At 60.4% G+C, this 15,891-nt stretch carries 13 protein-coding genes; 2 read left to right on the forward strand and 11 right to left on the reverse strand.

Translation table 11 applies throughout. The annotated features are described in order from the left end of the window. Positions 1-111: 111 nt before the first annotated feature. The 10 genes from FHT76_RS28630 to FHT76_RS28675 form a co-directional block, all read right to left on the reverse strand. Positions 112-423, reverse strand: coding sequence for an RcnB family protein (locus FHT76_RS28630; RefSeq protein ID WP_183756331.1), 312 nt, complete (start codon positions 421-423; stop codon positions 112-114). 166 nt (positions 424-589) lie between these two features. Then, positions 590-2,203, reverse strand: a complete 1,614-nt coding sequence (locus FHT76_RS28635; RefSeq protein WP_259186145.1) for a glycoside hydrolase family 43 protein — start codon at positions 2,201-2,203, stop codon at positions 590-592. A 96-nt stretch (positions 2,204-2,299) separates the two neighbouring features. Beyond that, positions 2,300-3,331 carry an L-glyceraldehyde 3-phosphate reductase gene (mgrA, locus tag FHT76_RS28640; RefSeq protein WP_183862806.1) on the reverse strand — a complete coding sequence of 344 codons (1,032 nt, stop codon included), beginning with the start codon at positions 3,329-3,331 and terminating at the stop codon, positions 2,300-2,302. A 68-nt stretch (positions 3,332-3,399) separates the two neighbouring features. Continuing rightward, positions 3,400-4,533: a Gfo/Idh/MocA family protein gene (locus FHT76_RS28645; RefSeq protein ID WP_183862808.1), complete on the reverse strand. Its 1,134-nt coding sequence runs from the start codon at positions 4,531-4,533 to the stop codon at positions 3,400-3,402. 8 nt (positions 4,534-4,541) lie between these two features. Beyond that, on the reverse strand, positions 4,542-5,303 hold the full coding sequence (locus tag FHT76_RS28650) for a sugar phosphate isomerase/epimerase (RefSeq protein WP_183862810.1): 762 nt from the start codon (positions 5,301-5,303) through the stop codon (positions 4,542-4,544). Positions 5,304-5,345: 42 nt separating this feature from the next. Beyond that, on the reverse strand, positions 5,346-7,811 hold the full coding sequence (locus FHT76_RS28655) for a glycoside hydrolase family 2 protein (RefSeq protein ID WP_259128293.1): 2,466 nt from the start codon (positions 7,809-7,811) through the stop codon (positions 5,346-5,348). A 122-nt stretch (positions 7,812-7,933) separates the two neighbouring features. Then, the gene (locus FHT76_RS28660) at positions 7,934-9,019 is read right to left on the reverse strand and encodes an ABC transporter ATP-binding protein (RefSeq protein WP_183862814.1); all 1,086 of its coding nucleotides are present in this window, start codon (positions 9,017-9,019) and stop codon (positions 7,934-7,936) included. A 3-nt stretch (positions 9,020-9,022) separates the two neighbouring features. Continuing rightward, positions 9,023-9,949: a carbohydrate ABC transporter permease gene (locus FHT76_RS28665; protein ID WP_183756324.1), complete on the reverse strand. Its 927-nt coding sequence runs from the start codon at positions 9,947-9,949 to the stop codon at positions 9,023-9,025. Further along, complete coding sequence (locus tag FHT76_RS28670; protein WP_183756323.1) at positions 9,942-10,844, reverse strand: carbohydrate ABC transporter permease; 903 nt, start codon at positions 10,842-10,844, stop codon at positions 9,942-9,944. The genes FHT76_RS28665 and FHT76_RS28670 overlap by 8 nt, the downstream gene beginning before the upstream one ends. Before the next feature lie 209 nt (positions 10,845-11,053). Further along, positions 11,054-12,289, reverse strand: coding sequence for an ABC transporter substrate-binding protein (locus tag FHT76_RS28675; protein ID WP_183862816.1), 1,236 nt, complete (start codon positions 12,287-12,289; stop codon positions 11,054-11,056). Between the two features lie 457 nt (positions 12,290-12,746). Between FHT76_RS28675 and FHT76_RS28680 the strand changes: the two genes are divergently transcribed. Both FHT76_RS28680 and FHT76_RS28685 read left to right on the forward strand, forming a co-directional pair. Then, the gene (locus FHT76_RS28680; protein WP_183862818.1) at positions 12,747-13,787 is read left to right on the forward strand and encodes a LacI family transcriptional regulator; all 1,041 of its coding nucleotides are present in this window, start codon (positions 12,747-12,749) and stop codon (positions 13,785-13,787) included. Between the two features lie 68 nt (positions 13,788-13,855). Next, positions 13,856-14,413, forward strand: coding sequence for a cysteine hydrolase family protein (locus FHT76_RS28685; protein ID WP_183862820.1), 558 nt, complete (start codon positions 13,856-13,858; stop codon positions 14,411-14,413). A 45-nt stretch (positions 14,414-14,458) separates the two neighbouring features. Here FHT76_RS28685 and gndA read toward each other — a convergent pair whose 3' ends face one another. Continuing rightward, a complete protein-coding gene (gene gndA, locus FHT76_RS28690) occupies positions 14,459-15,889 on the reverse strand; it encodes an NADP-dependent phosphogluconate dehydrogenase (protein ID WP_183862822.1) in 1,431 nt (476 codons plus the stop codon). Positions 15,890-15,891: the final 2 nt, after the last annotated feature.

Below are 15,891 nucleotides of genomic sequence, written 5' to 3' on the forward strand. Positions count from 1 at the left end.
GGGCGGTTGCAGGACCCGCCCTGCACCAGTCTGCCCACGAGTACAGCGTCCTACTCCGATTGAATCAGAAGGGCGGCATTTAAGCCGCCCTTCACATGGTGACGTCAGCGCTTAGCGAATGACGATATTCGCGACCACGCCGTTGACCGAGCCGATGAGCAGGAAGTCATTATCGACCTGTACCCAACGATAGCCGCGCGGCGGAGCCGACAGGCGGTAGCGATGATAGTCGCGTACGTCGCGCATATGGCGGCGCTCCGCCTGCGTCATGCGATGGCCGCGCGACCACTTGTACTTCGTGACGTGAACATCGCGCTCCACAACAACCGGCCGACGATGATCCTGGGCGCTTGCTTCGGTCGTTGCCAGCAGCGGAGCGGCAATCACAGTCGCGGCGAGAAGGAGGGTGGTGATCTTTTTCATTGGGAGGTTCCTCGTGTTGAACACGCCCCGAACCTAGGCCCAAAAAGATGAACCGAAACTGAAACTTAGATTAAACTTCTGTAATCATAACACATACTTAAAAGCATATGCTAAATTACAAGATGCGATATCGCCCGGGTTTTCCGGGCGATATCGGACCGCTCGATCAAAGTTCGTCGTAGTTGAACCAGTCGAAATCTGCCGTCTTTGCGCGCCCCGACGTATCGAAGGCGAAGACCCCGGCGAAGGCGCCGGTAAACGAGCCGTGCTCGCCTCGCCCGCCTTCGTCGGAGACGACACCGGCATCGAGGACCGGACCGATCGGCTGCCACGCCCCCTTACCCTCCGTCTGCCAGAAGAACTGCAGGTCGTTGTCCCGGATCTCCATGGAAAGCTGCACGCGTCCCTCCGCCGGAATGGCGACGGCGCTGCCTGCCGGGAAGCTCAGGCGGCTGTTCGGGTAGTCGCCATCACAGGAGAAGATCGTGACGCAGCGCCCCAGCTTCTCGTGCAGGGTCACGCCGATCGCATGGAACTTGTGCCTGTTGTAGTAGTGGGTCAGGCCGGCGACCTGCTGGTAGGTGTCGGGGTCGAACTCAACCACCGTCTCCGCCCGGAAGCTGTGATGCTCCTGCCGCCGCGCGACCAGGGCCTGCTCGAACCAGGAGCTGATGCTCTCGCGCGCAATCAGTCTCAAGTGCCCTGCCCGGTCGGTGAGGTTGAATATGCGCTCCGGCTTCGGGGTGCGAAGCCACTGGAAGTCGGCGGGCAGGCTGCCGCCATCGAAACTGTATTCGCTGCGCATGGGCTTCTCGGCAGGCACGGCACCAGCCAGTCCAGGCACTGTGACATCGGGAACAGTGGTGCCGTTTTCGAGATAGAGCCAACCGTCATCCTTCCAAACGCATTTCTGCAGGCTGGTTTCGCGCCCGAGCGTGCAGCGGCGTTTCGGCGGCATCGGCCGGCCGCAGAGATGCGTGTGATAGACCTGCCCGTCAGGCGTTTCGACATACTGGCCGTGCCCTGCCCGCTGCAGAACGGCTTCCGGATGATCCTTCGAGGTGATGAGGTGCTTGTTCGGATGCATCTCATAGGGACCGTCGATGGTGCGTGAGCGCGCCATCGTCACGGCATGATCGTAGCCGGTACCGCCCTCGGCAGTTGTCAGGTAGTAGTAGCCGTTGCGCTTGAAGAGATGCGGTCCTTCGACCAGGCCGAGCGGGCTGCCGGCGAAGATGTTCTTGATCGGCCCCTTCAACGATTTCGTGGCCGCGTCCCACTCCTGCATGAGGATGCCATCGAAGGCCGGCGACTTCGGTGCGCCGCCGAAGCTCTCGGTACGGTGGTTCCACTGCATGTTCAGGAACCACTTGCGACCGTCATCGTCATGGAACAGCGACGGGTCGAAACCGGAGGAATTCACGTAGACCGGCTCGGACCAGTCGCCCTCGATCGTTGGCGACGTCACGATGTAGTTATGCGCGTCCTTGAAGTTGCCGTCGAAGCGCTTGACGTCGGTATAAACCAGCCAGAACAGCCCATCGGCATAGGAAAGACAGGGAGCCCAGACGCCGCAGCTATCAGGATTACCGCGCATGTCGAGCTGCGACTGACGCTCGAGCGGACGGCGCACCATCGTCCAGTTCACGAGATCGCGCGAATGATGGATCTGGACGCCGGGATACCATTCGAATGTAGAGGTGGCGATGTAGTAGTCATCCCCGACACGGCAGATCGATGGGTCGGGGTTGAAGCCCGGCAGAATAGGGTTGCGGATCATGGTGAAGTCTCCTCCCTGAAATACGCGCGCAGCTTGCGGCACGTACATCAAAATTCAATAGAAAAACGCCCGGAAGGTTGTTCCGGGCGCTTCGGTTTACTCGCGTTCTGCTGACTTTGCCCAGAGATTGATGTCGGCCTCGCGGGCGTAGCCATCGATCTCCGTAAGCTCGTCCGCGGTGAAGTCGAGATTGTCGAGCGCCTTCACGCAGTCGACGATCTGCGACGAGCGGCTGGCGCCGATCAGCGCTGAGGTCACGCGGCCGCCGCGCAGCACCCAGGCGATCGCCATCTGCGCCAGCGTCTGGCCGCGGCGTTCCGCGATCTCGTTGAGCTTGCGGATGTTATCGATGATCTGAGGACGGATGAAGTCCTTCTTGAGGAAGTGGTTCTGCGCCGCACGGCTATCGCCAGGAATGCCGCCGAGATACTTCGTGGTCAGCATGCCCTGCGCCAGCGGCGAGAACACGATCGAGCCCATGCCGACCTCATCGAGCGTATCGAGCAGCTTGTCGTCCTCGACCCAGCGGTTGAGCATGGAATAGCTCGGCTGGTGGATCAGGCAGGGCGTGCCGAGGTCCTTCAAGATAGCTGCTGCCTCGCGGGTGCGCTGTGAATTGTAGGACGAGATGCCGACATACAGCGCACGGCCGGAGCGAACGATATGATCGAGCGCACCGCAGGTTTCCTCGAGCGGCGTATCCGGATCGAAGCGGTGCGAATAGAAGATATCGACATAGTCGAGACCCATGCGCTTCAGGCTCTGGTCGCAGGAAGCGATCAGATACTTGCGGCTGCCCCACTCGCCATAGGGACCCGGCCACATGTCGTAGCCGGCCTTGGACGAGATGATCAGTTCGTCGCGCAGGCCGGCAAATTCCGTGCGCAGGATTTCGCCGAAGGCGGTTTCGGCGCTGCCGGGAGGCGGGCCGTAGTTGTTGGCGAGGTCGAAATGCGTGATGCCGAGATCGAAGGCCGTGCGGCACATGTCGATCTTGCGGTCATGCGGCGTGTCGCCGCCGAAATTATGCCAGAGGCCGAGCGAAACGGCCGGCAGCTTCAGGCCAGAACGGCCCGTGCGATTGTACTTCATCTTTGAATAGCGGTCGGAAGCCGGTTGCCAGCTCATAGTATTCATCCCTCGTATAGAAACGGCGCGGGCTCGTCGCCCGCGCCGGACCATAGACCTTTAGGCACTTACTTCAAGAGCGCCTGCGCCTCTTCGATGCCGAGTGCGGCCGGCTGCGTGCAGGTCGTCGTCAGCTCGATGAAGCGGCCCTCTTCGCCCGATTTCAGGATGGACGTCATGACGTCGACGCCGTGCAGCGTGCGATCGAGCGAGCAACGCGCATCGCGGCCCTCGATGATCCCCATCGCCATGTCGGCAAGACCTGCGGTGCGATAGTTGGCGCGCGGTCCCTGCTGGCTCTCCTGGTTGTTGATGCCGAAGGGGTGCTCCCAACCGTCGAGCGGCTTGATGTCCTTGTCCTTGCCGCTGGCCTCTACGACGCCGCCGAAGAAGTTCGGATCCGGCACGTAGATGGAGCCCTCGGTGCCGTAGAGTTCCATGTTGGCGTGGCGGTGAGACCAGACATCCCAGCTTGCCGTCAGCGTGACGGTCGCACCGCTGACGAATTCCAGGATCGCCTGGATCGTCGTCGGCGTCTTCACCGGGATCACCTCGCCGTTGCGCGGCTCGCTGGTGATCGTACGGGTCGGAGAAGCCATGGAGGTCATGGCGCCGACGCGCTTCACCGGTCCGATCAGGTTGATCAGGTTGGCGATGTAGTAAGGACCGAGATCGAGGATCGGCCCCCCGCCGGGCAGGAAGAAGAAGTCCGGGTTCGGATGCCACATCTCCATGCCCGGGCTCATGACATAGCACGCACCCGAGGTAACGCGGCCGATGCCGCCGTCGTCGATGAACTTGCGGGCCAGCTGGTGTGCGCCGCCGAGGAAGGTATCCGGCGCGCAACCGACGGAGAGGTTCTTCTCCTTGGCGATACGGCGCAGTTCCTCACCCTGCTCGAGGGTGAGAACCAGCGGCTTTTCCGAGTAGACGTGCTTGCCGGCTTCAAGGATCGACTTCGAAACCGGGAAATGCGCATCCGGGATGGTCAGGTTGACGACGACGTCAACCTCGTCATTGGCGAGAAGCTCGTCGATCGTCTGCGCCTTGACGCCGTATTCCTCGGCGCGGGCCTCGGCCGCCTGCATATTGAGGTCGGCGCAGGCGACGATCTTGAGGCCCTTGAAGAGCGGAGCGAGCGAGAAGTAGGTGGTGGAGATGTTGCCGCATCCGATGATGCCGACGCCAAGTTCCTTGGTCATGATTTGCCTCAGTAGGTCTTGAAGGATGCGATCGAGCGGGTGATCAGGCGATCGACATCTGCCGGATTGTCATGCTCGACGACGTAGTGCTTGGTCTTGGTGCCCTTGAGAGCTGCAATAAGCTTTGCCCAAGGCAGCGTGCCGTGGCCGACGTCTGCCCAGCCATCCTCGTTCTTGTTCTCTCCTGCGGGCGCGATGTCCTTGACGTGTGCTGACGTGATGCGCGAGCCGAGCTTCTCGATCCATGCAAACGGATCCGCGCCGCCGCGAACGACCCAGGCGATGTCCGCTTCCCAGGAAATGTCAGGCGCGCCTTCAAAGATGCGCTCGATCGGCAGCGAACCGTCAGCGAGCTTCACGAATTCGAAGTCGTGGTTATGCCAGCCGAACTCATAGCCCGCATCCTTGTAGGGCTTGCTCATTTCCTGCAGGCGCTTGCCGAATGCCAGCCAGCCGGCACCATCGGTCGGGCGCTGTTCGGCTGCCAGATGCGGCGCATAGATCGAGTCCATGCCAAGGATCTTGGCGATGTTCAGCGACTTCTTGACTTCACCGTCGAGGAAATCGGGGCTGAAATGGCCGCTTGCCATCGTCAAGCCGTTCTTGTCGAGTTCTGCGCGCAGGCTGTTCAGGCCGGCATCGTCGAGATCGGCGTAGATGCCACCGAAGCCTTCGACTTCCTGATAGCCGGCCTTGCCGAGCTTTTCAAAGATCGCCGAATAGGGCTGGAAGTTGCGGGCGCTGTAAAGCTGGAAACTCAGTTTCGTCATCATTCCTCCTCGGGCCTCGTGCCCATTACATTTCAGTCAGGATCAATCCACGGACTGACAGGATTGCAGGTCGTAGAAACGGAAATCCGGTAGTGCGCCGCCCTCGAGCGGCGTTGCCGGGGTGAAGGTGATGCGGCGCGTCTCGCCCGCCGCCAGATCGAAGGCATTGTCGGAATACTTGCCGTCGGTGTCGGTCTCGATCATCACGAAGAGAGCAAGTCCCTTCGCGGTGACGTTGAGGCAGACGGAGCCGTCTTCCTCGACATATTCGTGCGTGACCATCAGGCCCGCCGGCTCGAGCTCCAGCGCCTTGTAGGTGCCGTGAACGTAGTGCCCCTCGCCGCCCATGCCATTCGATGCCGTGAAGCGCCAGGCAAGCAGCGTGCCTGCGGGGATCTCCGAGACGTCGATGCTGGTGGCCGTCACGGCTGCGTCAGGGGTGCAGACCGCCTGCACATCCTTCAGGTGCTTGCGTTCGCCCTTCATGTCGATAACGGAGATCGACAGGTCGACGCTGACTTCTGCGAGCGTGTCGTTGACCAGCGAGAAACGGATCTGCTTGCCGTCTTCCGATGGGATGGCGGCAACCGCCACCGGCTGGAAGAAGCGCTTGACGAGATAGTGCATTGCCTTCCAGCGCCCGCCGTAATCGAGGCTCGACCACGAGGCCACCGGCCAGGTGTCGTTGAGCTGCCAGTAGATCGTGCCCATGCAATGCGGCTTCAGCGACCGCCAGTATTCCACCGCCGTCTTGATCGCTAGACCCTGCTGGATCTGGCTGAGATAGACGAAGTTCGGGAAATCCTTCGGGAAGCGGAAGTAGCGGAACATGGTGCCAGCAATGCGCTCGTTGCCGCCCGCATTCTTCTGGTGCAGTTCCATGACGGGCGACGCGACGTTCATGTCCTTGGCATTGGCATAGGTCTTGATGACGGGCAGCGAGGTATAGGACTGGAAGCCGAATTCCGAGCAGAAGCGCGGCCGCACCGAGCGATAATTGTCGAACGACTTGTTCTCGTGCCAGACCGACCAGTAATGCATGTCGCCGGAGCCGTCGGCATGCCAGGCATCGCCGAAATCGAGATAGCCGGATGCCGGGCTCGACGGCCACCAGATCGCATCCGGGGCTGCCTTCTTCATCGCTTGCTCGATCACGCGGTTCAGGCGATCGTAGGAGACTAGATAGCGGTCGCGGTCCTTGCGCGATTCCTCGAACCAGGTCAGCGCCCCCACGAGTTCGTTGTCACCGCACCAGAGCGCGATCGACGGATGCGAGTTCAGGCGGCGGACCTGATAATCGACCTCGAGCGAAACGTTGTCGAGGAAGTCTTCGGTCGAGGGATAGAGATTGCAGGCGAACATGAAGTCCTGCCAGACCATGAGGCCGAGCCGGTCGCAGAGATCGTAGAAATGATCGTGCTCGTAGAAGCCGCCACCCCAGACACGGATCATATTCATGTTGGCCGATTTGGCCGACTGCAAGAGATCCTCGGTCTTTTCGGGCGACGAGAGCGAAAACAGCGCATCGGCCGGGATCCAGTTGGCGCCGCGGCAGAAGATTTCGCGGCCATTCACCTTCAGCGCAAAACGGGCGCCAGCAGCATCCGGCGTCGTGATCAGTTCGACGGTGCGAAGACCGATCTGCTTGGTGACGGCATCCGATGGCAAATCAACCGTCAGCGCATAAAGCGCCTGCTCGCCGCTGCCCGACGGCCACCAGAGCCGCGGCTTCTCGATTTCGAAGACATGATTGACGACCGTTTCGCCGGCTCCGACACCAACGTCGAGACGAACACGCTCGCCATCGAGCGAGAAATGCACAGGCACGATGCCCGGATTCTTGGCAAACAGGGTCGCGGTAACCTGGAGGTTTACGGAGCCGTTGAGGTTATGAACCTGCCGCGTCGTGACGTGCTCGATGCGAGCCGTTTCTAGCTTGCGCAGTGCGATCGTCCCGTAGAGGCCGAGTGGAGCGATGGCAATGTTCCAGTCCCAGCCGAAATGGCACTGCGGCTTGCGCAGCATGTTGCCGTTGGGGATCGGCGAGTTGCCCGTCGAATAGGGAATATAGAAAGGCTGCCTGGCCTGCCGGTCGGCGCCCGCCGCGATGCTTGAATGCAGGACAATGCGAATAACGTTGTCGCCGGCCTTCAGCTGGCCGCCGACATCAGGTCGATAGCGCCGGAAGCTGTTATCCGCGAGCAAGACCGGCGAGCCGTTGATGAAGACAGCGGCCACCGTATCGAGGTAGTCGATGTCGAGATACCAGTCGCCATCCGGCTCCGACAGCGTGAAACTGCGCTCAAGAACCCAGTCGCGATGCGCCACCCACTGGATGACTTCCTCGTTACGGCCAAAATAGGGATCCGGAATAAGCTCGGCGGCATGCAGCGCAGTGTGCACATCACCCGGCAGTGTAATCGCCGTCGTAACTTCGCCATCGGTTGAGCTGAGAGTCCACGATCCGGAAAGGTCGAGGTTGAACCCGTTTGTCGGCAAGGATGTCATAGCATTATCCTGATCGAGCCGCGCTTGGGAATGCCCGCACACGCGAGCCGCAGCCGAACTTGGTGGCCAGATGGCCGATTGGACGAACGGGCGGAACCAGAGCTCCGCCCGCATTGCGGTTTCTAAAGGCGCAGCTCGGTCTCGGCATCGAAGATTGACGCCAAGGACATATCGAAACCGAGCTTGACGGCCGTGCCGGGATTGAAGCGGCGCGCGCCATTGATACGCACCGACATCGTGTGGCCGGCGTGCTTCAGCCAGAGCAGGTTGTCGGCGCCCATCGGCTCTTCGATGTCGACGGTCGCATCGTGAACCTCGGCACCGAGGTTCTCGTTGACCTTCACATGTTCTGGACGAACGCCGAGGATGACCTTGCGACCAGCCTGCAGCGTCTCCGGCGTATCGTACTCGGCGACAGAGAAATTAACGCCATTGGCGGTGAAGAACGTCTGATCTCCCTGCCTGGTGATCTCTCCGCGCAGGAAGTTCATCGACGGCGAACCGATGAAGCCGGCAACGAAGAGATTGCGTGGCTTGTTGTAGATCGTCGTCGGATCGGCGAGCTGCTGGATGATGCCGTTCTTCATGATCGCGATGCGGTCGGCGAGCGTCAGTGCCTCGATCTGGTCGTGGGTGACGTAGATCATCGTGTTCTTCAGCGACTGGTGCAGGCGCTTGATCTCGACGCGCAACTCCGAACGCAGCTTGGCGTCGAGGTTCGACAGCGGTTCGTCGAAGAGGAACACGTCCACATCGCGCACCAGTGCACGGCCGATCGCCACGCGCTGGCGCTGGCCGCCAGAAAGCTCGGCCGGCTTGCGCTTCAAGAGCGGCTGGATCTGTAGGATCTCGGAGGCGCGTGCCACGCGCTTGTCGATCTCCTGCTGCGACACCTTGGCCACCTGCAGGCCGAAGGAGAGGTTCTTCTCGACCGTCATCTGCGGGTAGAGCGCATAGGACTGGAACACCATGCCGATGCCTCGGTCCTTGGGTTCTTCCCAAGTGACGTTCTTGCCCTTGATGAAGATCTGGCCGTCGGAGGCGTCGAGCAGGCCGGCGATGCAGTTGAGCAAGGTCGACTTGCCACAACCGGACGAGCCGAGCAGCACGAGGAATTCGCCGTCGTTGATTTCGAGATTAAGGTCCTTGAGAACGCTGACCGCGCCGAAATTCAAAGACAGATCGCGGATGGAAACACTTGAATTCATGGATCAGCCTTTCACTGCGCCGGCGGCGATGCCACGGACGAACAGACGTCCCGATACGAAGTAAACAACGAGCGGCACCAGACCCGTGAGGATCGTTGCGGCCATGTTGACGTTGTATTCCTTCACGCCCTGGACGGAATTGACGATGTTGTTGAGCTGCACGGTCATCGGGTAGTACTCCGGCCGCGTGAAGACCACGCCGAACAGGAAGTCGTTCCAGATGCCCGTGACCTGCAGGATCATGGCGACGACGAAGATCGGCAGCGACATGGGCAGCATGATCTTGAAGAAGATCTGCCAGAACCCCGCCCCGTCGATGCGCGCCGCCTTGAAGAGTTCCTGCGGCAGTGATGCGAAGTAGTTGCGGAACAGCAGCGTCAGGATCGGCATGCCGAAAATGCTGTGCACGATGATGAGGCCGGTCAGCGTCCCGTAGATCCCCATTTCGCGCAACACGATAACGATCGGATAAATCATCACCTGATAGGGAATGAACGCACCGACGACGAGGATCGCGAAGAACAGTTCGGATCCCTTGAAGCGCCAGTTGGCGAGCGCATAGCCGTTCACAGAGGCAATTGCGATAGAGACAACCACTGACGGAACGGTGATGCGCACCGAATTCCAGAAGCCGCGCGAGAGACCGTCACAGTTGAGACCCGTGCAGGCCGTCGCCCAGGCCTTCACCCACGGCTCGAAGGTGATTTCGACGGGCGGCGAGAAGATGTTCCCGAGCCGGATTTCAGGCATCCCCTTCAGTGACGTGACAATCATCACGTAAAGCGGAAGCAGGTAATATGCGGCGGCAACGAAGAGCGTGCCGTAGAGCATGATGTTGCGCGGAGAAATGACCCGCTTCGGCTTCGGACCGCTGGGGCCGGACACGGACTTGCCGGACGCGGCAGTGTTGAGAGCAATAGCATCAGGCACGTTTACGCCCTCCGAATTCCAGATAGGCCCAGGGGATGATGATGATCGCAACGGTGATCAGCATCATGGTCGAGGCGGCGAAGCCCTGCCCCAGATTCTGCGCCTGGAACATGTAGTCGTAGACGTATTTGGCGGGAACTTCCGACGCGATACCGGGACCGCCCGATGTCTGCGCCACCACGAGGTCGTAGACCTTGACGATGCCGCTCGCGATGATCACGAGCGTCGTGATGAACACCGGCCGCATCATCGGAATGACAATGAAGAGATAGGTCTTCCACATCGGGATGCCGTCGACGCGCGCAGCCTTCCAGATGTCTTCGTCGATGCCGCGCAGACCGGCCAGCATCAGGCACATGACAAGTCCGGTGCCCTGCCAGAGAGCAGCAATCAGGATGCCGTAGATGACGATGCTTGGCGTATAGAGCGGATCGAAGGTGAAGCTCGACCAGCCGAGCGCACGGACAACGGACTGGATGCCGAACTCCGGATTGAGCACCCACTGCCAGACGAGGCCCGTCACGATGAACGAGAGAGCAAAGGGGTACAGAAAGATCGTGCGGAACGTGTTCTCGAACCGGATCTTCTGATCCATCAGGGCCGCGAGCACGAAGCCGATCACAAGGCTGAAGATAAGGGAGAGAACGCCGTAGACGGCAAGGTTCTCGATGGAAACGATCCAGCGTGGAGCGGCCCAAAGGCGCTTGTACTGATCGAAACCGACGAAGCTCAACCGCGGAAGGAGCTTCGAATTGGTGAATGAATAGAACACCGTCCACGCCGTGCCGCCGAGAAAAATGACCAGCGCGGTCAGGATCATGGGGATGGATGCAATCTTCGAATTCAGATTGCGCAGTAGTTGATTTGGCCGGCCTGCTTTCGCTTGACCCGTCATTGTAATTCCTCCTGAATCGCAATTCCTCTGTGATCCAGAGCGGCGAACGTCTGCCGGTCGCCTCCTCTTCTCACTCCCATATCGAGACCGACCGTGTATCAGCACGAGTCAGTCCCGAGCGCTGCTACCACCCGGATCACGATGGGAGTTCCGGGCAAATCCGGCCCCGTCGAGCGGAGCCGGATCGCAACAGCATCGGAATGCTACGATCAGTCAGCAGAACCGATGATTTCAGCGAAGCGCTTCTGAGCGGCTTCCGGCGTCATCGACGGATTTGCGAAGAACTCGGAGAAGAGGTCTTCCTTCTGCTTCTGGCTGTCTGCAGAGAGGAGCTGGTCCGTGCCCTGGATGACATTGCCCTTGGCGAGGATGTCCAGACCCTTCTTCATGCAGTCGTTGGCAGCAGCGAGATCAACGTCGCCGCGAACCGGCAGCGAGCCCTTCTTCAGGTTGAAGGCAACCTGAGTCTTGGGGTCGAGCAGCGTCTTGGCGAGAACGTCCTGCGCCTTCGACTTGTCAGCGTCCTTGAGCTTCGGGAAGTAGAACGCGTCGCCGCCAGTGGAGATGATCTCGTTCACGCCGAGGCCCGGAAGGCAGGTGTAGTCGCTACCGGCCTTCTGACCAGCCAACTGGAACTCACCCTGCGCCCAGTCGCCCATGATCTGCCCGCCGGCCTTGCCGGTAATGACAAGATTGGTTGCCTGGTTCCAGTCCTGAACGTTGCTGCCCTTCGACATCTTGCGAGCGTCGTCGGCAGCCTTGAAGACCTTCGCAATCTCCGGACCGGCAGCCGCTTCGGCATCCTTGTCCTTGAACACCTTCAGGAAGGTGTCCTTGCCGGCGATCGCCACCATCAGCACGTCGAACGCGCCAGCGGCCTGCCACGGCTGACCACCAACGGCGAGCGGCACGATGCCGGCCTTTTCAAGCGCCGGAGCCGAGGCGACGAATTCGTCCCAGTTCTTCGGCACTTCGACGCCAGCCTTCTTGAAGGCTGCATTCGAGAGCCACAGCCACTGCCAGGAGTGGATATTGACCGGGGCGCAATAGATCTTGCCGTCGATCGTGCAGGAATCGAGCAGGCTCGACGGACGGATGATGTCCTTCCAATGCTCGGCGGTTGCGACGTCGGTCAGGTCCCGCATCAGGCCAGCCTGGACCAGTTCTTCCGCCTGGCGACCATGGTTGAACTGCGTGGCACCCATCGGGTCGCCGCCGGTGATGCGGCTGATCATGATCGGACGTGCGGTACCACCGGAACCGGCGATTGCGCCGTCGACCCACTTGTTGCCGGTCGCATCGAATGCCTTGGCGAGTTCAGCCACGGCAGCAGCTTCGCCGCCGGACGTCCACCAATGCGTGACTTCAAGATCGGTCGCGTTCGCCGCACCGAGCGGCAGCACGACGGAAGCGGCGAGCGCAGCCGCCATCAAACGAAAATTCATGAGTTCTCCTCCCTCACTGAAACGTTGCCGGAAAAACTTAGTTCAATCGATATTTGGGTGCAACAGCCATACGCGAAATTTTTCCCGTTGCCGGCCATTTGCTACCATTGCCTGTCAAACTGCCTCGTATTTCGACAGTGTGCTACAGGGACAGGTGGCGAATCTCGCGCTTGCACAATTCGCGTATTTATATGATTTTTATATATATTTATGAATCGTCTTAAGATCCTTGCGCTCACCCGCGCTCGCACCTGCAAAAAATCCGGGCAAAAATCCTAGTTTCAACCAATGAGAGTACACGTCGCGCGTTTCTGAAAAAAGACACTCGACATTTGAACTGTATCGTTACAGATTTTGCTTCTTCAGAGGGGAGGAGCAGCTTTTGCGCTCATTGTGCTTACAGCGCTTCGAAAAGACACTATAAGCGGACCAAAATCGCGCAGGACGGCCTAGAGGGATGGAAAATAAAGCAAATTTTGCAGGGGCGGCGTCCGAGGCAACTCGAGAACGACCGACACTCAAGACGATTGCCTTCATGACGGGCCTTGGCGTCACGACCGTGTCGCGGGCGCTCAAGGATGCTCCTGATATCGGCGCGGAGACCAAGGAGCGCGTTCGTATGGTCGCCCGCCAACTCGGCTACCAGCCGAACAGGGCGGGCGTGCGCCTGCGAACCGGCAAGACCAATGTCATTGCGCTGGTCCTCAGCATCGATGAAGAAATCATGGGCTTCAGCAGCCAGATGGTGTTCGGCATCTCGGAAGTGCTGACCGGCACGCCGTATCACATCGTCGTTACGCCGCACTCCCACAGCAAGGATCCGATGCTGCCGGTGCGCTACATCCTGGAAACGGGGTCCGCCGACGGGGTCATCATCTCGCGCATCGAGCCCGACGATCCGCGCGTCCGCCTGCTCGCCGAGCACAACATGCCGTTTGCGACGCATGGGCGCACCGATGCCGGCCTCACCCATCCCTTTCACGACTTCGACAACGAGGCGTTTGCTCATCAGGCGGTTGAAAAGCTCGTCGGCAGGGGCCGCAAGCGCATTGCGCTCCTTCAACCGCCGAGCAAGCTGACCTACTACACACATACCCGCATCGGCTTTCAGACCGGACTGCACGACTACGGGGCCGAGGAAGTACCGCTGCGCGTCACGATCGATAACCCGCTGGAGGAAATCCGCAACGCCGTCGAGGCGATGATGCGCGCGCCCAATGCGCCGGACGGAATCGTCTGCTCGGCCGGAAGCGCTGCCATCGCCGTCAACGCCGGCATTGAAGCCGCCGGCAAGCGGCTTGGCGTGGACGTGGATATGGTCTCAAAGGAATCGGCGCCGATCCTCAACTGGATCCGCCCGGAGATCATCACCGCCTATGAGGATGTTCGCCATGCCGGTCGGGAGATGGCGAAGGCTGTCATCGCGCGCATTGACGGGATTGAGCCAGAACTGCTGCAAAGTATCAGCCAGCCGGTCTGGTCGCGAGAGGGCAAATAGCTCATCGTCAAGGCAACGCTATCTGCTGGCGCTAGAATACGAGCAATCACGGTGGAGATTCACTGGACATGACCACGGCACTGCTGATCATTGACGTTCAAAACGCCATTCTTGCGGGAAAGAGCAGTCCCGACCGTCAACCCATCATCGATGCAGCGCTGAACGAAACCGTTTCACGCCTGCAGTCGTTGCGTGCCGAAGCCCACCGAGTCGGCGCACCCGTTGTCCTCGTGCAGCACGACGGCGATCCCGGCCATCGGCTGGCTGTCGGCACTGACGGCTGGGCGATCCGACCAGAACTTTCGCCAGTCAATGGCGACATGGTTGTTCACAAGAAGAGCTCGGACTCGTTTTTCGAAACGGATCTCGCCGACAGGTTGGCAGAGCGAAACGTCACGCATCTCATCGTCGGCGGCTGCATGACCCAGTTCTGCGTGGACACGACGGTCAGGCGTGCGGTGTCGCTGGGCTACAATGTCACGCTTGTTGCCGATGGGCACACGACAGCCGACTCGGACACGCTGAACTTCGCCGACATCGTCGCGCACCATAACGAAACCCTAGACGATTTCGATGCTGGCAGCGCCCGTATCCTGGTTCGTCCGATCGAGGACATCCGCTTCTGATGCGATTGCCAGCCGGGCGATCCCGGCTGGCAACTCTCAGCAAACTTAGAATGTGGCCGCACCACTGCCCCATGGGCCGTGGTGGAAGTCCTTGCCGTCGAGGCGGTCGAAGCCATGGGCGCCGAAGAAGTCGCGCTGTGCCTGGATCAGGTTGGCGGTGCCGCGGCCCTGGCGATAGGCATCGAAGTAGGTCAAAGCCGAGGTCAGCGCCGGAACCGGCAGCCCAGCCTGCAGAGCAGCACCGACCACACGCCGCAGGGCCGGCAGCGATTCCTTCACCATCTCGGAGAAGGCCGGCGTCACGATCAGGTTGGCCGCATCCGGAGCCTTGGTGAAGGCCGAGGTGATCTCGTCGAGGAACTGCGAGCGGATGATGCAGCCGGCACGCCAGATCTTGGCGATGACAGGCATCGGCAGCGACCAGTTGAACTCGCGCGAGGCTTCCGCCATCACCGCAAAGCCCTGCGCGTAGGCACCGATCTTGGCGGCGAAAAGCGCCAATTCGAGATCCTTGTCGAGGTCCGGACCGTAGGCGATCGGGAACTTGTATTCCGGCTTGCCGAAGATCTTCTCGGCCGCCTCGCGCTCGGTCTTCATCGATGACAGGCTGCGAGCGGCGACAGCCGCTTCGATTGCGGTGGCCGGGATGCCCATATTCTGGGCTTCGATGGCCGACCATTTGCCGGTACCCTTCTGACCCGCCTTGTCGAGGATCATGTCGACCATCGGGCCGCCGGAGACCGGATCGCTGGCGGCCAGCACCTTCTCGGAGATCTCGATCAGGTAGGAGTTCAGGCGACCCTTGTTCCATTCGCCGAAGATACCACTGATGTCCTTGGCGCTCTTGCCAAGCCCGTCGCGCAGGATGCCGTAGATTTCAGCGATCATCTGCATATCGGCATATTCGATGCCGTTGTGGATCGTCTTGACGAAGTGGCCGGCACCGTCATTGCCGAGCCAGGCGACGCACGGATCATCATTGTACTTGGCGGCAATCGAGGTCAGCACCTTCTCGACGCGCTTCCAGGAGTCTTCGGTGCCGCCGACCATGATTGAAGGACCATGACGCGCACCTTCCTCGCCACCCGAGACGCCCATGCCAATGAAGGTCAGGTCGGTGTTCTTCAGGCGATCGAAACGGGCGATCGTGTCGCGGAAATTGGCGTTGCCGGCATCGATCATGATGTCGCCCTTGGTAAGGTGCGGCCGCAGCGCCTCCATCTGCTGGTCGACGGCCTCGCCGGCCTTGATCATGATGATGATCGGGCGTGGCGGGCGGATCGCCTCGACGAACTCTTCGATCGTCTTGCAGGGAATGATCTGCTTCTTCAGATCGCCGGCGCTTTCGTAGAACTCATCCGTTTTCTCAGGAGTACGGTTGAAAACAGCAATCTTGTTGCCTTTTTCCGCAATGTTGAGCGCCAGGTTGGAACCCATGACGGCAAGGCCGATCAGCCCGATTTCTGCCTTTTCCACGA

It is taken from the genome of Rhizobium sp. BK176 (genome assembly GCF_024808055.1).